Below are 18,256 nucleotides of genomic sequence, written 5' to 3' on the forward strand. Positions count from 1 at the left end.
AGAAACAGACGCGCTGATGTCAGTGTTTATGCAACGCCAGTGAAGTAAATTACATAACTCCGTCCAACCGACGCATTCAATCCCAACCAAAGCGCAACCCACGCCTTTCGCGAGGCGCCGGGTTGCGTTTTTGTTTGTCCGCCGGGCCCTATGCAAGCCAGGTTGATCATCCGCTTGGCAAAGGCCGGCAATAGGCGTCATATCCTAATAGAGAGGAGGCGGTGCGGATGCTCACATCGGAAAAGCTGGGCTACGGCAAAGACGAGAAGCTGCTGATCGTGAACGCGGACGATTTCGGGATGTCCCGGTCCGTGAATGACGGGATTTCGGAGCTTTTGGAGCGGCGGCTAGTGTCATCGTCTACGATCATGATGAACTGCCCATGGTCCCCGGATGCCGCCGCGAGAGCCGTACGGATCCGGGACGTCGATATCGGCGTGCATTGGACGCTCACCAGCGAATGGCCGGCCTACCGCTGGGGACCGCTCTTGCGCGGCCGGCCGTCCGACACGCTGGCGGGCAAGGACGGCTGGTTTCCCGCTTCGAGCGAAGAGGCGGAACGCCGCGCGGATCCCGAGCAGGTCCGCGGCGAATTGATCGCGCAGACGGAGGCGGCGCTGCAAGCGGGGATCGCGCTGACGCACGCAGATAACCACATGGGCAGCTTGTACGGCATCTCGTCCGGACGCGACCTGCTGCATGTCGCGTTTGAAGTCTGCGCCCGTTACGGCTTGCCGTTCCGGCTGCCCCGCAAGCTCATTCCGGTCGGAGGACGGATCATCCCGCCGGAAATCGAGCAAAGGGCGAAAATCCGCGTCCGTCAGGCGGAGGATTACGGCATCGTGCTGCCCGATTACGTGATCGGACCGGAGTACCGGCTGCTGCCCGGCCAGACTTATGATGACGTCAAAGCCGAAGGCATCGCGCTTCTGCGCGGCCTTCTCCCCGGGGTGACGGAGTGGATCGCGCATCCCGCGGTCGTTACCGAGGATTTCAAAGCCTTCAATCTCTATTGGGAGAAAAGAGGAATGGAACGGCGTTTCTGGTCGGATCCCGACGTGTTGCAGGTGATTAGGCAGGAAAACATCCAGCGAATCGGCTGGCGGGAGCTGCAACGTCTCCAGAGCAGCTTTTCCGCGTGACAAGGCAAGGGAAGGCCCCGCGGATTTTCGCCTGAAATGCAGGAATTTTGGAAATTGTCACGAAATTGATTATATTTGAACTTTATTCTATCGCTGATACGGCGCAACCATCACAAGAAAGGGGACGAAAAGACAGCATGGTGCAGGTACCCAAGAAGAACGAGCTCGGCTTTTTCGAAATCCGGTTGGAATCGATCGGAGGCCTCGGCGCCAACCTGGCCGGCAAAATGCTGGCCGAAGCCGGCGTCATGGGCGTCGGGCTGAACGGCGTCAGCTTCAGCTCGTACGGCTCCGAGAAGAAAGGCTCTCCCGTCAAGGCGCACATCCGTTTCTGCGATATCGACGCCAGGATCCGCGACACCTCTCCGGTGGAACGGCCGCACGTCGTCGGCATTTTCCATGAAAACCTGGCAAGGACGGTGAACGTGATTTCCGGCATCTACGAGGACAGCACCGTGCTGGTCAATTCGAAGAAAACCCCCGAACAGCTGAAGGAGCACCTCAAGCTCAAAGGCGGCACGATCGCCGTGGTCGATGCGACGGGCATCTCGCTCGAGGAGAACAACCGCGTCAACATGGCGATGCTGGGCGGCTTGTTCCGGCTCTGCGATTTCCTGGATCCCGAGTTCATGAAGGGCGTCATCCGCAAATCGCTGGAGAAGAAGTACCCCGGGGCGGTGCAACCGGCCCTGAACACGTTTCAGCGCGGCTACGACGAAGTCAAGTTCCAGACGTTCCAGCTGGCCGAGGGAGACCGCATGCCGGACTTCGTCCGGATGGACACGCCGGTGCTCGGTTACGAGACGCAGCCGATCGGCGGCACGATCACGAATCCCGGCAACAGCATTCTGAAGGACCTCAGCATCTCCCGCGCGGGCAAAATGCCGCATTTCGACGACGAGAAATGCATCCACTGCGCGGCTTGCGACAACGTCTGTCCCGATTTCTGCTTCGTCTGGGAGGAGCAGCCCGACAAGAAGGGCCGTCCCCAGATGTTCCTGCAAGGCATCGATTACCAGTATTGCAAAGGTTGCCTGAAATGCGTGCAAGCCTGTCCGACCGAGGCTCTCTCGAGCGAGCTCGAGGAGGAAGGATACGCGCTCGCGCACCGGGTGGCGCATCGGTTCGATCTGGCGCTCTGATCACACACTTTTCCGCAAAGAGGAATAAGGAGAGGCGATGGGGAATGGCGATCGATATTCGCAAGGAAACGGCCGGACGGGTCGAGCAGCGCATCGTGTACGAGTCCGGCAACGAGATGGCCGCTTATGCCGCGCACCAAATCAACTATCATATCATGGGGTATTTTCCGATTTCTCCTTCTACCGAAGTGGCGCAGTTCCTCGACTTGATGAAAGCGAACGGCCAGCATGACATCGTGCTCATCCCGGCGGACGGCGAGCACGGCTCCGCGGGCGTCTGCTACGGGGCTTCCACGGCCGGCGGCCGGGTATTCAACGCGACGAGCGCGAACGGCTACCTGTACATGCTGGAGCAGATGCCGGTCCAATCCGGCACCCGGTTCCCGATGGTCATGAACCTCGTCTGCCGGTCCGTTTCGGGACCGCTGGACATCCACGGCGACCATTCCGACCTGTATTTTGCGCTCAACACGGGCTGGCCGATCCTGCTCTGCCGCGATCCGCAGGCCGTCTACGACATGAACATCATGGCGCTGAAGCTGGCGGAGGACCCCGAGGTCCGGCTGCCGGTGCTCGTCGCGTCCGACGGATATTTCACGAGCCACCAAAAACGCCGAGTCAACACGTTCGCCCACCGCGAGGACGTGCACAAATTCATCGGCGAGCATCCGCCGGAAGGTTTCGTCCACGTGCTGGACCGCGACAACCCGATCACGGTCGGCCCATATATGAACGAGCCGGACTACATTAACAACTGCTACCAGCAGTCCATGGCCATGTACCGCGCCGAAGCGGTCTATGACCGGATCCGCAAGGAGTACGCCGAGCTGACGGGGCGGGACTATCCGGTGCTCGACCTGTACCGGATGGAGGACGCCGAAGTCGCGGTCTTCCTGCTCAACTCCTCCGCGGAGATCATCAAGGATGTCGTCGACCAGCTGCGCGAGCAAGGCGTCAAAGCCGGCTCGATCTCCCCGAACATGATCCGGCCGTTCCCGGCCAAGGCGATCGCCGAAGCGCTCCGGAACGTCAAGGCGGTAACCGTGGGCGACCGCGCGGATTCCTATGGCGGACATGGCGGCAACATGGTGAACGAAATCAAAGCCGCGCTGCAGACGTATCGGAACAACGATACGCTGGTCATCAGCCGGATTTACGGGCTGGGCGGCAAAGATTTCTACGCGGAAGACGGCTTCAAGCTGTTCGAATTCGCCATCGACGCCGCGGCCAAAGGCCATGTCGAGAAGCCGTTCGACTACCACGGCCATACGCCGGGCGACCCGGCCAAAGCGCCCAAACGCGTGCTGGAACCGATGAAATACGAGGATTTGAAAACGGGGTTGATCACCGTGACGCCGGACGAGGAGACGGGCAAGCTGAACGTCCGCGTGCCTCCGCTCCGTTCGCTGACGAAGAAGCCGAAGCGGCTCGCCCCGGGGCACGGCGCTTGTCCGGGATGCGGCATTTTCTCCGGGCTCGAGCTGTTCTTCAAAGGCATCGAAGGCGACATCGTGGCGCTGTACCAGACGGGCTGCGCCATGGTCGTGACGACCGGCTATCCGTATTCCGCGCATAAAGCGACGTACATCCACAACCTGTTCCAGAACGGCGCGGCCACGCTCTCCGGCGTCGTCGAGATGTTCCATGAACGCAAACGGCGCGGCGAGTTGGACCACCTGGGGCTGAAAGACGACTTCACGTTCGTCATGATCACCGGCGACGGCGGCATGGACATCGGCATGGGACCGGCGATCGGAGCGGCGCTCCGGAATCACCGCATGATCATCCTCGAATACGATAACGAGGGCTACATGAACACCGGCGCCCAGCTTAGCTATTCCACGCCGATCGGCCACCGGACGTCGACGTCCAACGTGGGCAAGGCGCAGGGCGGCAAAGTGTTCCACCATAAGGACACCGCGCAAATCATGGCGGCGACGAACATCCCGTACGTGTTCACGGGCAGCGAAGCCAACCCGCAGGATCTCGTCCGCAAGGCGGCGAAGGCGCAATGGTATGCGCAGAACGTCGGCCTCGTCTACGGCAAAATCCTGATCACGTGCCCGCTGAACTGGCTGTCGGAAGACAAGGACGGCTCGTCCATCATCGAGCAAGCCGTCAACTCCTGCTTCTTCCCGCTCTACGAGGTGGAAAACGGCGTGACGACGATCACGTACAATCCGGAAGAGAAGGGCAAGCGCATCCCCGTGACGGATTGGCTGAAAATGATGGGCAAGACGAAGCACCTGTCCAAGCCGGAGTACGCCGAGACGCTGCGTTCGTTCGAAGCCGAGATCGAGCGCCGCTGGAACCGTCTCAAGGCGAAACACGAAAATCCTTATCTGTAAGGCGGGACGGCGAGCATGCCCTATGCTTTGAGAAATACCGCGACCGGAGAGTTGCTGGCTTACCCGCAGATCAACGGATACCGGCTGCCTTATTATGGGGTGCGTCTTTGGAACGAGACGCCGGATGACGCCGGAGTGCGCGAGGCATTGTCGGATGCCGGATCGGCGGATTTGCCGGATGACTGGCATCCGGTCGAACTCACGGAGCACCAGGCCAAAATGGCCAACGTGAAGCTCCGCAACGACCCCCGCCGGCGGATTTTCCTGCAAGACCAGGTGCTGACGGCCGTTTCGGCGGAACGATAGCGAATACGCAAGCAACCCCCCGGAGCTCGAGGCCGGGGGGTTGCGCGTTCCATCGTTTAGTCTCGCGGAAACATCGAAACTTCCTTGCTGCCGGTCTTGATCGCGACGTTTGTGACTTTCTGCAGGCGCAAGTACTCATTCGGTTTCAGATCCTGCTGAAAATACGCGTATAGATAGGCGGCATCCGCAAATCCGAGTCCCGGGTAACACACGACTTGCTGGGGCGTATACGGATTGTCGATCAGCACCTGCCACTCGCCGTCCCGCTCGGATAGGGGCACTTCGGCCAGCGCTTCGTTTTTCGCTTCGTAAATGGAGGTCAGTTCGTCCCAGAGACGTTCCCAGGATGGGCTGTAACGGGAGAGGTTGGGGAAATCGGTTCGGCATTGCCCTAGCAACTTCCCGACTTCATCTTTTTCTTCCTCTTCATAACGCTTCAGCGTTGCCCGGAGGTCTTCGATAAAGCCGAAAAACGCGTAATACCCTTTGGCCTCCATCGCGGCGCGGAAATCCCCGCGCAACGCCTCGCTGCCGATGTCGCGGTAAACACGCAAGGTCAGCTCCGTCATCAGGAAAGTTCCCATCCTTTCGGTTCCGGAAAATACGCCGATTGGAAATCATCTTCGTCCATTATATCGCAAAGGTTCGCTACACGCCCGCTATTTTGTGATATAATGAAAGCCAATGTGCAAGACGCTTAAGGCGCTGGGGAAGGGAATGACGAAGAAATGGTTCGGCGTTTTGTCATCGAGGCGGTCATGATCGCCATCTATGGGCAATTGCTCGTGCCGAAACGGCCCGTGGAATATCGGATTCCCTATTCCACGGTCATGGAGCTTTACGACCTCAAGGAGAGCGAAGAACCGATCATGCAGGATCCCGAGCAAGAACGCCACGTCCGGGAGAAAATCGGGGACATGATCGCCTTTTTCGAGGATCCGTTCAATAAAAAGAAGCTGGAACGCGCGCTCGCCGCGCCGTGGAAGGAAAGCCCGCCGCTTCCGATCAACGAGAACGTGACGTTCATCATCGTGAACGCGGTGGAGAACATGCAGTACGGGGAAATTTTCGATCCGATCGAAACCGAAATCATTCTGTCTTCGTTGCGGCAGCAATGCCCCGTTCTGACCGACCATGTCGATTTTCAGGACAAGGCCGTCCAGAACGGCGTCCCGATCCAACTGTACGACATCGACGATTTCGAGTTCGCCGTGGAAGAGGGCGTCGATACGCCAGACGGCTATTCGCAATGAACAAGGCTGCCGATTGCTCGGCAGCCTTGTTTGTTGAGCGGCGCGCCCCTATGGTAAAATGAGGCGAACTCATTCCGAGGAGGCTGGTTTGGATGCTGGTGACGACAACGCCGAACGTAGAAGGGTACCGCATCACGCAATACATGGGGATCGTGAACGGGGAAACGATCATGGGAGCGAACATTTTCCGGGATTTCCTCGCTTCGATCACGGACGTGGTCGGCGGCCGGTCGGGTACATACGAGAGCAAGCTGAAAGAAGCGCGGGACATCGCCATCTCCGAAATGACGGCGCAAGCGCAGCGCATGGGCGCCAACGCGATCGTCGGGGTTGACGTCGATTACGAGGTCGTCCGCGAAGGCATGCTTATGGTCGCGGTCAGCGGGACGGCCGTTCGGGTCGATCCGTAAAGGAGGGAACTCCGTCATGAAATACAGGACTCTAGGCAAAACGGGCCTTCGGGTATCCGTGGTCGGCGTCGGAACCTGGCAGTTCGGAGGCGAATGGGGACGGGAATATTCGGCAGCGGAAGCGGACGCGATCCTGGGCCGCGCCAAAGAGCTCGGCATCAATTTGATCGATACGGCGGAATGCTACGGGGATCATCTTTCGGAGTCGCTGATCGGCCAATCGATTGCCGGGAGCCGCGGCGACTGGATTTTGGCGACGAAATTCGGGCATGAGTTCCACCGTTCGTTCGAACGGACCGACCGGTTCCGCGCGGAGGAAGCGGTCCGGCAGCTGGATTTGTCTTTGAAGGCGCTGCGAACGGACTACGTGGATTTGTACCAATTCCACTCGGGTCCGGACGCGGCGTTCGACCAGGATACGCTGTGGGACACGTTGAACCGGCAGGTGGAGGCGGGCAAAATCCGCCACCTGGGCATCTCCATCGGCTCCAACCGGAATATCCATCAGACGTCGAACGCGACGAAGGTTGGGGCGGGGGCGATTCAGGTCGTGTACAACCGGTTGGACCGCGCCCCGGAAGAAGAAGTCTTCCCGTCCTGCGCGGAGCAGAATCTGGGCGTGCTCGCCCGCGTGCCGCTGGCCAGCGGGTTCCTGAGCGGCAAGTACCGCCCCGGCACGAAGTTCGAAGCGAACGACGTGAGATCCCGCCGCGGCCAGGAAGATCTGGATCGGCAAATGCGCGAGGCCGAGCGAATCCGGTCAGAAGAAGTGCCGGCGGGTGTCGACATGGCGGCGTGGGCGCTGGCTTGGTGCCTCAAGCATCCGGCCGTGACGACGGTCATCCCGGGCTGCAAGGATGTCCGGCAGGTCGAAGCGAACGCGGCCGCCGTGGCGCTCGTGGAAGGCGGCCATCCCCAGGATGCGTGAGGGCCCGATCCCCGTTTACCTGCTGTCGGGCTTTCTGGGCAGCGGGAAAACGACGCTCCTGAGGCGGTTGATCGACGACGCGAAAAACCGCGGATGGAAACCGGCCGTGCTGATGAACGAAGCGGGCGACGTGAACCTCGACGGTCTCATGGTCGACGCTTCGGTCCCGATGTCCGAGCTGCTGGGCGGCTGCATCTGCTGCCAAATCCGCGGAGACGCCAGCGTCGAAGTCGTCCGACTGGCAAAAGAGCATAGGCCGGACGTCATCTGGATCGAATCGACGGGCCTCGCGCTGCCGATGGAGATCATCGACGCGGTGACGGAAGCGTCGCTGTACGAGAGGGTGGAGCTGCGCGGCATCGTAACCGTCGTGGACGCGCCGCATTTGCTGGACCGGGTAAGGGTGGGGTCCGGCAAGACTCTTCGGTTGATGCGGGAGCAGATCCAGGCGGCTTCTCTCATCGTGCTTAACAAGAGGGATCTCGTAGGCGAGCCGGAGCTGCGGGAATTGACGGATGTTCTAGCCGAATGGAATCCGAACGCGGAGATCGCGCCTGCCGTTAAAGCAGGCATCGACCTGGAAAGGATTTACGAAGGCGAGCCGTACGTCCGGAATTCGAAGGATCAATCCGACAACGGGGACGAATGCGGCGATCCCAACTGCACGCATCCCCATGCTGCCGGGGATCATGGACATTATCATCATCATGAGCCCGAAGCCGGGCATGGCCACGTTCAAGCGCTGACGCACTACTTGAAAGGCCCTGTCGACAGCCGGGCGTTCGAGGCATTCGTCGGACGGCTGCCCGACGGCGTCTACCGCGCGAAAGGCATCGTCTCGTTCCGGGACACGGCCAACCGGTACTTGTTCCAATACGCGTATCGGCAGAGCGATTACATGCCGATCCGTCCGCAGGGCACGGTATTGGACGTTGTGGTGCTGATCGGGGAAGGCTTCTCCCGGTCGGAGTTGGCTGCCCAATTGGATCGATTAACCGAATCGCAGGACCATTAACGGCATTAATTAACCTCGCAATCAACCGGCGCAGAACCGGTGGAATGCGGGGTTTCGTTTCCCGGCTATCGAAAAAGCGGAGCTTTTCGCTCCGCTTCCCGTACCTCGATTACGCTTTTCCTTCCTTGCGATCGCAATACGCATGCATGGCTTCTTTCATGAACCGCGCCAACCCGGGCGCGTGCTTGTCGATGTTCGCGGTGAATCGCCCATCCGCTACGTACATGTCGCCGAGTCCGCGGAAAATTTCCAGCGTGCAGTCGTAGTAATGATCGTTAATGAAACGATGCCATTCCCCGACGGCTTCCTGCGCCTCGGCGTCCTCCGGGCCGTACGGCATGCGGGATGCGATGCGTACGTAAATCGCGCCCGTCTGGGCGTGCATTTCCTTCCATTTCTCCTCCGAATACGAACCGACTCTGCGTTCCGTTTCCTCCACGACTTTGGTGCCGTATGTTTGCCGCGCTTCCTCCGCGTATTTGGCTTGATGTTCTTTGATGGCGTTCATGTCGAAGCCTTCGAACAACTCTTTGTCCGCCATGGGACTTCCTCCTTCAATCGATCGGATGGTGCGTTCCACCGTCTCCAGCATCCGATCCAGCCGCGCGCGCTTCTCGAGCAGCAGCCCGCGGTGGGCCTTCAACGCTTGGCCGCGGTCGAATCCCGGGCTGTCCAGGATTTCCTTGATTTCCTGCAGGCTGAAGCCGATTTCCTTGAAGAACAGGATCTGCTGCAGCCTCTCCAGGTCTTCGCCGCTGTACAGACGGTATCCCGCCGGAGTGACGGAAGAGGGCGTCAGCAGCCCGATCTCGTCGTAATGGTGCAGCGTCCGGACGCTGACGCCGGCGAGTTCGGATATTTCCTTCACTTGTTTGCCCATCTCATCCTCACCTCCTGGAGCCATCTTACAGCCTCACGTTACGTGAGAGTCAACCCCCATTTTAACATAGGGGACAGACGGGAGCGCATAGGGTATGCCAGATGGAAACGATGGGAGCGTGGGGAACATGGAAGAGGTCCGCGCGGGCAGCGCGTTGTTCGAACATCGGTTTTGGCTGCAAATCTTAGGGGATCACTCGAGGATGATTTTGAACAGCTTGTCGCCTAAGGAAACGGAGGATATCCGCAAAGCGCAAACGTTCGTCGGCACGTTCGATGCGCTGCTCGCCCAAGCGAGAAACGCGTCGGAGGGGGCCGACCTGACCGCGCTGAACCGGGAGGCCTATGCGCAAGCGGGAGCCTTGCGCGCCTTTAAGCTCGATCTGCTGGCCCGGCACCTGTTCGGACGCGCGAACAACATGCTGACGCCTACGTTCCTTAACCATATGGTGAACGAGCTGGAAGAGTATTTGCGGATATTGCAGGCGCTCATCGCAGGCCGGCCGGCTCCCGAATTCGATACGCTGCATCATGACTTCCTCTGGCTGCCGGACGCCGCGGGCCATGCGGGGGTGATCGCCGCGGACCTCGACATGGTGGAAAAGCGGTTGATCCGCAAGAGCAAGCATTTCATGAAGCATTTCGAGGGGTTCTACCTGAAAGCGATCGAGATGGCCGGCTACTTGCGGACGAACGTCCGGGATTTTCCCGCCTTCCGCCGCTTCCACCGGGACGTCGATCTGGAGATCCGGCTGTTCGTCGCCTTTCTGTCGGAGTTGGAGGAGGCGGAGTTGTCCGCGGAGGTGCTCGACCGGATCAGTCCGCTCATTCCCGATCACATGATGCGGGAGGAATGGTACTATATCACGAAACTGGCGGCTTCGGGACTCTCGGCGGCCCCCCAAGGCGATCCGACGAAACCGAGGGTGCAGGGGTGACGCGTCGCAGCCGGCGTTTCTGATCACCTTTCTGTCTTCAACTTGAACATCCCGGTATCGTGGATCACGACCTTCACCTGGATATCCGGGAGCCGTTTCGGCAAAGCCGACCGACCGCCGTCGGACGTTTTCTTCCAGTCGGCAAATCGATACCGAAAAAGACGATGTTCCAGCCGAAGGAGGTCGACGGATCGCTTGATGCCGGTTTCGAACGTGTCCGAAACTTCCTGCCGGATTTGCGTTTCCGCGAGCTGCTCGAGTTCGCTTTCGTTGGCTGGGGTCCGGAGTTGCGCTACGCGAGCAATGGCGCGGATTTCGATCCTGTACGACGGCACGCCTGCTTGCAAGCGGACCTTAACTCGGGAAGACGGCCGTAAGAGTTTCAGCGCGGCGATCATAACGCCGTTTTTCTCCACGTCCAACCTGGATTCGGTATTGCCTCTCTCTAACCAACGGATCCCTTTGATGCTCTCGCCGTCGAACTTCCCTTGTAAATGATCGTCGCGAAGCGCGTAAACCCCGTCGATTTCGAGCTTCGGATCCGGATTTCCGTTCTCGTGCCAGACGGACTCGGAAGTTCTTATCGAGGGAAGGAGGGCGGTATTGCCCGGTTCCCGAAGCTCCCGAAGGAATCGTTGGGTGCGCATGGGCATAATCCGCGAACGTTGGCGATAGTAGCCTTGCGGGGCGAACAAGATGGAATTCGTAGGCGACAAGTGAAAGAGAGGCCGGGTGGTCAAGATTTTGGAAATGTCCTCGTTCGTTCCGTAGATCCAGGAGGTGTAACGGGTTTCGCGGGTTCGGTTGAGCGCGTCGAGGATTTCCAGGATTTATTTTTCCTTCATCACGTTTTCCGAAAGTACGATCGCGGCCACATGACCCCAAAAAACGGGCTGTTGAGCCGATTGGTAGATGCGGTCGACCGCTCCGTCCAACGTTTCATGCTCCGCTCGTCCGATATAGATGGCCCCCGGTTTGTCGGACTTGCCTCCTTCGGACTTGGCGACGTTGGAGAAATCGAGCGTTTGCACGTATAACTGGTATTTTCCGTTGCTATAGTCGACGCCGACGCCTGTGAGATAGACGATATCCTGTATCGTTTTGACATCCCAACATCCCGCGATCGGCAACGCGAGCAAGGAAAGGGCGGCCAGCAGAAGCAAACGGCGCGCAACGTTAATCATGTCAAGAGTTCTCCTTTTGGCGGCTCCGATCCAGAGGTTCGTACATTTGCGGGCGTTTCTTGTACCATTTCACCGGCAAGGAAATGACCGCGTACAGGACGTCCCGGAAACGGATCGGCGATATGGGCGACATGAAGGGGACGCCGAATGAGGTTATGGAGGACAAATACACAAAGATGAGATACAGGCTGATGAAAAACCCGAACATACCGAACAAGCAGCTCATGGACAGCACGAAAAAACGCAGGACCGTCACCGAGCCGGTCAACCCTTGATTGACGAGCGTGAACGATGCCACCGCCGTCACGGCGGATATGACGAGCGTGGTCGGACCGGTAAACCCGGCATCGATCGCGGCCTCGCCGACGATCAGGCCTCCGACGACCGCGACCGTCTGGCCGACGGCCTTCGGCAGCCGCATGCCCGCCTCCCGGAACAGCTCGAACAATCCGATCATCAAAAACAGGTCGATCGGACCGGACAAAGGGAGACCGAGCCGGGCGACGACGATGGAAGCGACGAGCGGGAACGGGATCTGGTCCAGGTTAAAGGAGGACACGCTGACCCAGAAGCCGGGAAGGAAGACGGCGACCATAAAGCCCAGCAAGCGGAGGATTCTCTCTAAAGAGACGAAATAGAAAGGCAAGTGGAGATCTTCCGGCGATTTCAGCAGCGAAGATAAATTGGCCGGAGCGAGCAAGACCATCGGCGAACCGTCCACGACGATGACGAACCGTCCGCTGAGCAGGCTCGCGGCGGCATAGTCCGGGCGGCCGATGTATTCGATCAGGGGGATCAGCGAATAAGAGGAATCGGACAAGCCTTCCTCCAGCTGCTGGCTGGACAAAATACCGTCGATGCGGATGCCTTCGATTCGGCTTCTGGCTTCGCGGATGAACTGAGGGTTTACGACATCTCGAAGATAGAGCAGGGCGGTTTTCGTCCGGCTCCGCGTTCCGAGATAAAAGTACTCCACGGCCAGTTCCGGGCTTTTCAGACGCTTGCGGATTAAGGCGACATTCACGTCGGCCTCCTCCGTAAACCCGTCCCGCGGCCCTTTGATGGAAATTTCGGTGCTGGATTCGTCCGGCTTGCGTGCGGGGGGCTTGCTCAGATTCGCGACGTAAATCGATCTCGGTTCTTGGAAGAAAAGAACCAACTGGCCCGAAAGCACGCTGCGGATCATGGTTTCTCCCGCGCCGTTTCCTTCGATTTTCTTCATCCGAAGCTGTTCGATCGGCTGCTCCGGCACGCGGGAAGCGTCCGGCCGAAGCAGCAGATGGCGGGCATGTTCGAACAGGAAATCGTTCAGCATCCCGGAGTCGATCATGCCCTCGCAATAAACCAGCAGGGGGTTCAAACGTTCCGGCGCCGGCTCCTCGTACATCCTTTTCACGACGACGTCGCCCGCATGCGAAAAGAGATTTCGGATCGTCGTTTCGTCCAAGTTTTCCAGTTTCGGATCGGCGGCGGATTCAGGCTTCGGCATGCGTTCGCACCCCCCGCTTCGGATACATGAACAGAAGAAGGACGAACGGGTACACGCAGAATAATCCCGTGGTGATCGGATAGTAATAGTCCCGCAGGAGCCGCAGGAAGATGGGGTCTTCCAAGGGAGCCAGCCGGACCAATGCGAACAGGCCGACGCAAAAGCCGGCCATGAGCCAGCCCCGGTACGGATTGCGGGAGAGCCTCAGCAAATCGAAAAGCAGGAACAGCGCGAAAGAGAGTCGAATGAGCGCTCCGGACAGCCATTGGTAAATGGAAAAGAAATCGAGATGGCTGATGAATTTCCCGAGCAGCACCATCCTCCACTGTTCGAAGGCGGGGTAGCGCTGATCTGCCGCCTCCGATGGGCCGAAAATCGCGATCGAACCCATGCAGGGGCCTAATATCAACCCGCCCAACACGAACACGATTCCGATGAGCGTCGGTAATCGGACGGATCGGTTTAAATGATGAAGCATGAACAGGAGGAGGACCAACTCGACCGTGCCTCCAAGGCAGTACACCGCGCCTTTCAAGCTGAGCTCCATCCCCGAGGTGAAAACGGGGAGCAAATACCCGTAGTCTTTGAATTGGACGTTGACCGTAGCAACGAAGAACCCCAGAAGAACGACGGCCGGCAGCAGCAAGCCCGCGGTCACCGCGATCGTCCGAAGTCCGCTCCATGCAGCCGCGAAGCCGGCGAATAGAATGACTGCGGCGGATATTGACAGCGGCGTGCGCGGCAAGTACGTGTCGTGCGTCCAATTGGCCGTATCGTTCAAAGTCACGATGAGGATGGCCGTCAGGAGGAGAACGCCGGGCAGAACGGCGATCACGGCCGGAAGCTTCCCGAACCGCGAACGGAACCAATCGTAAAGAGATTCGCGCGCGGCGATTTTCATGACCCCAAAGAGCGCGGCAGACCAAACCGCCATGACCGGAATCGAAACCAGCGCCGAGATCCAGGCATCCCTTTTTGCGGTTTGGAGGAGCAGGGGGATCACGATGACGTGATTCGAGATGCCCACCACCAGGGTAAACAGGATGAAAGTTTGGATTACGCTGATTTTCGGATGGTTCACGGAATCACCCGGCTTCCAGATTTTCTCTTAGTATGAATTGGAAACCGGAGGGCTATTCCCGTTGTGCGGATGCGGGGATTTCGCTATGCTGAGGGAAGTCGAGAAGGGGAAAGGAAGATCGGGATGGAGTGCCGCCGAGTGCGCACCGAGGCAGAGTTGAAGCAGGCGTTTGACGTTCGGAAGGAAGTTTTCGTGGAAGAGCAGAACGTGCCGATGGACCTGGAGATGGACGAGTACGATGCGTCCGTCGACGCCTGTCGGCATTTCATCGCGGAGGAGGACGGCCGGGTGGTCGGGGCTTCGAGGTGGAAGGAATACGAGCCGGGTACCGCGAAGCTGCAGCGAATCGCGGTGCGGAAGCCGTTCCGCGGTTGCGGGGTCGGCCGCGAGCTCGTGCTCGCGATGGAGCGGGACGCGGCTTCGCAGGGCTTCGTCCGTTCGCTGCTGGACGCCCAATGCAGCGCCGAGGCGTTTTATCAGAAGCTCGGATATTCGACGGAGTCGACGGAGACGTTCCTCGACGCCGGAATCCCGCACGTGCGCATGAGCAAAAATTTGAAATAGTATGACGGAACTCGGGACGTTACCGTATGCAGCTTCGGCCGGGTGCCGGACAGGCTGGCGAACATCAGTTACGGCCGTCAGGCACGCTGACGAACATCAGTCCCGGCAGCCAAGTGCGCTGCTTAACGGCATAACCCCTTTGTGCCCGCTTGGAGGTTGCCCCTGTCTGCTGGGGCGAGTTATTGCGTTTGGGCAATAAAAAAACCCCCGATTTATTGCGCGAAAGCAATCATTCGGGGGATTTTTTCGGTCATATACCGGAGATATTGCTTTAAAGCAATATCTCCGTATCCAATCTAAAGTGTCGATGCCGCCCAGTAGCCGAGCCATGCCAGCAGGATTCCGCCGATATAAGTCGCGGCGAGATAAAGAACGAACGTCACGCGTTCATTCCGCCGTCCAAGCTGCAGCGCGTCCAGCTTGAACGTGGAAAACGTCGTGAAAGCGCCCATAAACCCGGTTCCCGCGAAGAAATAGAACGATGGAGCTACGCCGGACCCGGCCAATATCCCCAACGAAAGCGAGCCCAGCAGGTTGACGGTAAACGTGCCCCAGGGGAACGGGGAAGAAACCTTGTTTTTCAGATACGAGGACAAGCCGAACCGGCAGAGCGCCCCCAAGAGGCCGCCGAACGCGATGAACCATTCAGGAGCGGACATCCGCGGATCCCTCCTTACTCGCAGGGAAAATTCGATGTCCCAGCCAATCGCCCAAGCCGGCCATGAGCAACCCGCCGAATAAGCTGCAGAGGATGTAGGCCAGCGCAATGGCCGCATGGCCGTTCCGAAGCAGCTCGACGTTTTCGACCGCGAACGTGGAGAAGGTCGTATAAGATCCGATCCATCCGGTCGTTAGGCCGGTTTTAACGGCGGGCGGAATCTTCTTGGCTTGCGCGAACCATACCGTCAAAAAACTCAGCACAAGACACCCGGACAGGTTGACGATCCAGGTGGCGAGAGGGAAAAACGCGTCCGACGAACCGGGGATCCAACGGCCGAGCTCGTACCGGAGCAGGGCCCCCAACACGCCGGCAATGCCTACCGCGATATAAGCCACACTCTTCACGGACTCCTTCGTATCGGCATAAAAACAAAACTCCTACCAGAACGTCTGGTAGGAGTCATCGGCGTTGCCGCGGGTGAGGCGAACTCCATCGCCTGGCATGCTACTTTCCGATTGTACATTCCCGTTTCGGAAGCGTCAAGACGAAGCCGGCTCGGCCGGAAATTCAACCCGGAACGCGCTGCCTCGGCCGACTTCGCTATCGGCCCCGATCGAGCCGCCGTGCAGTTCCACGATCGACCGGCTGATCGACAAGCCGAGCCCCGTTCCTCCGTGGATGCGCGCGCGGGATTCGTCCAGCCGGTAGAAGCGGTCGAAGATCAGCGGAAGCTGGGCCGGAGGGATGCCGGTCCCGTTGTCGGAGACGATCAAGGTCACTTTCCCGCCGGAGAACGAGACCGATACGAGAATTCGGCCCTGCTGCGGATCCGTATGCTGTACGGCGTTATGGAACAGGTTCAGGACGACTTGCTTGATTTTATCCCGGTCCAGGAGCAACCGGGGCGTCGGGGACAGCTCCACGCGGACTTCCCGATCCTGGGCGAGCAGCCGCAGCTGGGCTTCCATCTCCTCCACGATCCCGCCCAAGTCGGCGGGCGTTTTATCGAGCTTCGGTTGATGGTCCAGCCTGGCCAGCAGAAGCAGGTCCTGCACGAGTTTGCTGAGACGGAGGGATTCGCCGTGCATGCTGCGGAGCGACCTTTCCAGCTGCTCCGGATGCGCGGCTGCCCCGCGAAGCAGCACCTCGAGAAACCCGTGGATGGACGTGAGCGGAGTCCGCAGCTCATGCGAGGCGTCCGCGACGAAACGGCGCATTCGCTCCTTCGCTTCGCGCTCCGAACGGAACGATTCGTCCAGCCGCTCCAGCATTCGGTTGACGGAGGAAGCCAGCTGATCGATCTCGGCTTGTCCTTGTCCGGAGGGCAGCCGTTCGCCGAGGCTGCCGGAATCGATCTTCTCCATCCTCGCGGTTACGTTGGACAACGGGACGAGCGTTCGCCGGATCACGGGGACGAACAGCAGCCAGCCGAGCAGCAGCGCGATGAAGGAGATGCCGCCGTAAATCGCGAGCTGGCGGTATAAATCCGTTTTCAGCGGCGCGGTGTCCATGCTGACTTGAATGATTCCGCCCGCCGCCCCGCCGAAGCCCCGTACGTTCTGCAGGACGACCAGCTGCTCGGTGCCTTCGCCGTTTTTGGCGATCCAGTACCGCGGAGGCCGCGTCCGTTCGTTTCTCAACGCGAGTTGCACTTCCTCATAGGCTTTGGCGGCGAGAACCGGAGCGGAGATCCCTTTCGGGTCCGGGGCTAGGTCATATACGGCACCCGTCGGGTCCCGATAGACGACGGTGGCCGACGGAAACCCGAAAAACGGCGGGTTGTCCCGGCCGCGCCGGCTGCCCTCGGCGATCCGCTGCCACATCTCGCCGGGCACGGCCCGGATTTGCCTTTGGACGGCGTCGGCTTTGTTCCGGTACAGGAAATGCTCCATGAACAAATATTGAAAGATGCCGACGCCGACGAGCAGAATCGCGAGCAGCAGCAACGACCGGACCATCAGCTGCGAGCGGAGCGACCCGGTGCCGGGCCGAAGCATGCCGGCCGCTAGATTCAACCGCCCCGGCTTCATGCCAGATCCATCCTGTAACCGGCCCCGCGGATCGTGCGAATGACCCGATGCTCGCGGTCGCCGATTTTATCCCGCAAGGACCGGATGTACACCTCGACGATATTCTCTTCCCCGCCGAAATCATACCCCCACACGCGGTCGAGGATCGCGCTTTTGCTGAGCACCGAGCCATGCTGCGACACCAGCAGCTTGAGCAGCTCGTATTCCGTCGGGGACAATTCGAGCGGGCGGTCATGCAGGCGGATTTCCTTGCGCGTATCGTCGATCCGGAACGGGCCCGCCCGCCACTCTTCCAACAGACTCGGAAACTGGTTGCGGATCCGCGCATGGATGCGGGCAAGCAGCTCTTCGAAGCTGAACGGTTTGGCCATGTAATCGTCCGCGCCGATCGTGAGCCCTTTCACGCGATTCTCCGCTTCTTCTTTGGCCGTCAGCATGATTACGGCGACCGGCTGAAGCTGTTTCATTCTCCGGCACACCTCGAAACCGTCCAGTTCCGGCATCATGACGTCCAGGATGACGACATGGGGAGAAAATTGGCGGAAAACTTCCAATCCAGACGCGCCGTTAAGCGCGGTCCGCACTTCGAAGCCTTCGTTGGCGAGCCCCATTTCGAGAAATTGCAAAATATTCGGTTCATCGTCCACCAGCAGCACTTTGATTCCGGTGCCTTGTCCCATCCATATCCTCCGTCCCGGGCGCAACAGCATTCTAGTTCCTATCATAAAGCAAACAGATGAATGGCGCCTTAGGTCAAGCTGAAAATCCGCTGAAAATGAGAATTCGTTCAGGAAACTTTCAGTTTCGGTTCATCTTGAACTAAGGTTCTCCATCCATAATAGCCCAAGAAAGCAGTCATTGTACGAGTGATACATGCGTCTATTTG

The 18,256-nt window shown here is 59.2% G+C and carries 19 protein-coding genes, 1 pseudogene and 1 riboswitch; of the genes and pseudogenes, 10 read left to right on the plus strand and 10 right to left on the minus strand.

Features of this window, described 5'->3' with window-relative positions; genetic code table 11:
- Nucleotides 1-227: 227 nt before the first annotated feature.
- The 4 genes from PTZ19_RS22870 to PTZ19_RS22885 all read left to right on the plus strand — a co-directional run bounded on the left by PTZ19_RS22870 (nucleotide 228) and on the right by PTZ19_RS22885 (nucleotide 4,938).
- Nucleotides 228-1,142, plus strand: coding sequence for a polysaccharide deacetylase family protein (locus tag PTZ19_RS22870; protein ID WP_276357958.1), 915 nt, complete (start codon nucleotides 228-230; stop codon nucleotides 1,140-1,142).
- A gap of 137 nt (nucleotides 1,143-1,279) precedes the next feature.
- The gene (locus PTZ19_RS22875) at nucleotides 1,280-2,284 is read left to right on the plus strand and encodes a 2-oxoacid:acceptor oxidoreductase family protein (RefSeq protein ID WP_276357959.1); all 1,005 of its coding nucleotides are present in this window, start codon (nucleotides 1,280-1,282) and stop codon (nucleotides 2,282-2,284) included.
- Nucleotides 2,285-2,328: 44 nt separating this feature from the next.
- Nucleotides 2,329-4,632, plus strand: coding sequence for a thiamine pyrophosphate-dependent enzyme (locus PTZ19_RS22880; RefSeq protein ID WP_276357960.1), 2,304 nt, complete (start codon nucleotides 2,329-2,331; stop codon nucleotides 4,630-4,632).
- Nucleotides 4,633-4,647: 15 nt separating this feature from the next.
- Nucleotides 4,648-4,938, plus strand: coding sequence for a hypothetical protein (locus tag PTZ19_RS22885; RefSeq protein WP_276357961.1), 291 nt, complete (start codon nucleotides 4,648-4,650; stop codon nucleotides 4,936-4,938).
- Between the two features lie 56 nt (nucleotides 4,939-4,994).
- On the opposite strand, the gene PTZ19_RS22890 is transcribed toward PTZ19_RS22885, so the two are convergent.
- On the minus strand, nucleotides 4,995-5,507 hold the full coding sequence (locus PTZ19_RS22890) for a hypothetical protein (protein ID WP_276357962.1): 513 nt from the start codon (nucleotides 5,505-5,507) through the stop codon (nucleotides 4,995-4,997).
- A 159-nt stretch (nucleotides 5,508-5,666) separates the two neighbouring features.
- Here PTZ19_RS22890 and PTZ19_RS22895 point away from each other — a divergent pair, with 159 nt between their 5' ends.
- The 4 genes from PTZ19_RS22895 (at nucleotide 5,667) to PTZ19_RS22910 (ending at nucleotide 8,544) form a co-directional block, all read left to right on the plus strand.
- The gene (locus PTZ19_RS22895; protein ID WP_276357963.1) at nucleotides 5,667-6,191 is read left to right on the plus strand and encodes an ADP-heptose synthase; all 525 of its coding nucleotides are present in this window, start codon (nucleotides 5,667-5,669) and stop codon (nucleotides 6,189-6,191) included.
- Nucleotides 6,192-6,283: 92 nt separating this feature from the next.
- Nucleotides 6,284-6,601, plus strand: a complete 318-nt coding sequence (locus PTZ19_RS22900) for a YbjQ family protein (protein ID WP_276357964.1) — start codon at nucleotides 6,284-6,286, stop codon at nucleotides 6,599-6,601.
- A 16-nt stretch (nucleotides 6,602-6,617) separates the two neighbouring features.
- Nucleotides 6,618-7,529, plus strand: coding sequence for an aldo/keto reductase (locus PTZ19_RS22905; RefSeq protein WP_276357965.1), 912 nt, complete (start codon nucleotides 6,618-6,620; stop codon nucleotides 7,527-7,529).
- The gene (locus PTZ19_RS22910; protein ID WP_276357966.1) at nucleotides 7,522-8,544 is read left to right on the plus strand and encodes a CobW family GTP-binding protein; all 1,023 of its coding nucleotides are present in this window, start codon (nucleotides 7,522-7,524) and stop codon (nucleotides 8,542-8,544) included. The genes PTZ19_RS22905 and PTZ19_RS22910 overlap by 8 nt, the downstream gene beginning before the upstream one ends.
- Nucleotides 8,545-8,653: 109 nt before the next feature.
- On the opposite strand, the gene PTZ19_RS22915 is transcribed toward PTZ19_RS22910, so the two are convergent.
- A complete protein-coding gene (locus PTZ19_RS22915; protein WP_276357967.1) occupies nucleotides 8,654-9,424 on the minus strand; it encodes a MerR family transcriptional regulator in 771 nt (256 codons plus the stop codon).
- A 127-nt stretch (nucleotides 9,425-9,551) separates the two neighbouring features.
- Here PTZ19_RS22915 and PTZ19_RS22920 point away from each other — a divergent pair, with 127 nt between their 5' ends.
- Entirely contained in the window at nucleotides 9,552-10,361 is an 810-nt protein-coding gene (locus tag PTZ19_RS22920; RefSeq protein WP_276357968.1) for a DUF2935 domain-containing protein, read from the plus strand.
- A 23-nt stretch (nucleotides 10,362-10,384) separates the two neighbouring features.
- Here PTZ19_RS22920 and PTZ19_RS22925 read toward each other — a convergent pair whose 3' ends face one another.
- The 4 genes and pseudogenes from PTZ19_RS22925 to PTZ19_RS22940 form a co-directional block, all read right to left on the minus strand.
- The gene (locus PTZ19_RS22925) at nucleotides 10,385-10,945 is read right to left on the minus strand and encodes a Ger(x)C family spore germination C-terminal domain-containing protein (protein WP_479686551.1); all 561 of its coding nucleotides are present in this window, start codon (nucleotides 10,943-10,945) and stop codon (nucleotides 10,385-10,387) included.
- A 6-nt stretch (nucleotides 10,946-10,951) separates the two neighbouring features.
- A pseudogene (locus PTZ19_RS25530) lies at nucleotides 10,952-11,545 on the minus strand (Ger(x)C family spore germination protein); the annotation flags it as partial.
- 1 nt (nucleotide 11,546) lies between these two features.
- A complete protein-coding gene (locus tag PTZ19_RS22935; RefSeq protein WP_276357971.1) occupies nucleotides 11,547-13,034 on the minus strand; it encodes a spore germination protein in 1,488 nt (495 codons plus the stop codon).
- The gene (locus PTZ19_RS22940; RefSeq protein ID WP_276357972.1) at nucleotides 13,021-14,115 is read right to left on the minus strand and encodes an endospore germination permease; all 1,095 of its coding nucleotides are present in this window, start codon (nucleotides 14,113-14,115) and stop codon (nucleotides 13,021-13,023) included. Before PTZ19_RS22940 ends, PTZ19_RS22935 begins: the two co-directional genes overlap by 14 nt.
- Nucleotides 14,116-14,238: 123 nt before the next feature.
- On the opposite strand from PTZ19_RS22940, the gene PTZ19_RS22945 reads away from it, so the two are divergent.
- Nucleotides 14,239-14,679, plus strand: coding sequence for a GNAT family N-acetyltransferase (locus PTZ19_RS22945; RefSeq protein WP_276357973.1), 441 nt, complete (start codon nucleotides 14,239-14,241; stop codon nucleotides 14,677-14,679).
- Nucleotides 14,680-14,975: 296 nt separating this feature from the next.
- Here PTZ19_RS22945 and PTZ19_RS22950 read toward each other — a convergent pair whose 3' ends face one another.
- The 4 genes from PTZ19_RS22950 to PTZ19_RS22965 form a co-directional block, all read right to left on the minus strand.
- Nucleotides 14,976-15,338, minus strand: coding sequence for a fluoride efflux transporter FluC (locus PTZ19_RS22950; protein ID WP_276357974.1), 363 nt, complete (start codon nucleotides 15,336-15,338; stop codon nucleotides 14,976-14,978).
- Nucleotides 15,325-15,735, minus strand: a complete 411-nt coding sequence (gene crcB, locus PTZ19_RS22955; RefSeq protein WP_276357975.1) for a fluoride efflux transporter CrcB — start codon at nucleotides 15,733-15,735, stop codon at nucleotides 15,325-15,327. The genes PTZ19_RS22950 and crcB overlap by 14 nt, the downstream gene beginning before the upstream one ends.
- 51 nt (nucleotides 15,736-15,786) lie before the next feature.
- A riboswitch (Fluoride riboswitch) is annotated at nucleotides 15,787-15,846 on the minus strand.
- Between the two features lie 33 nt (nucleotides 15,847-15,879).
- On the minus strand, nucleotides 15,880-17,370 hold the full coding sequence (locus PTZ19_RS22960) for a sensor histidine kinase (RefSeq protein WP_276357976.1): 1,491 nt from the start codon (nucleotides 17,368-17,370) through the stop codon (nucleotides 15,880-15,882).
- Nucleotides 17,367-18,050, minus strand: coding sequence for a response regulator transcription factor (locus PTZ19_RS22965; protein ID WP_276357977.1), 684 nt, complete (start codon nucleotides 18,048-18,050; stop codon nucleotides 17,367-17,369). The genes PTZ19_RS22960 and PTZ19_RS22965 overlap by 4 nt, the downstream gene beginning before the upstream one ends.
- Between the last annotated feature and the right edge of the window lie 206 nt (nucleotides 18,051-18,256).

The organism is Cohnella caldifontis, from assembly GCF_029360585.1.
Lineage (GTDB): Bacteria > Bacillota > Bacilli > Paenibacillales > Paenibacillaceae > Cohnella > Cohnella caldifontis.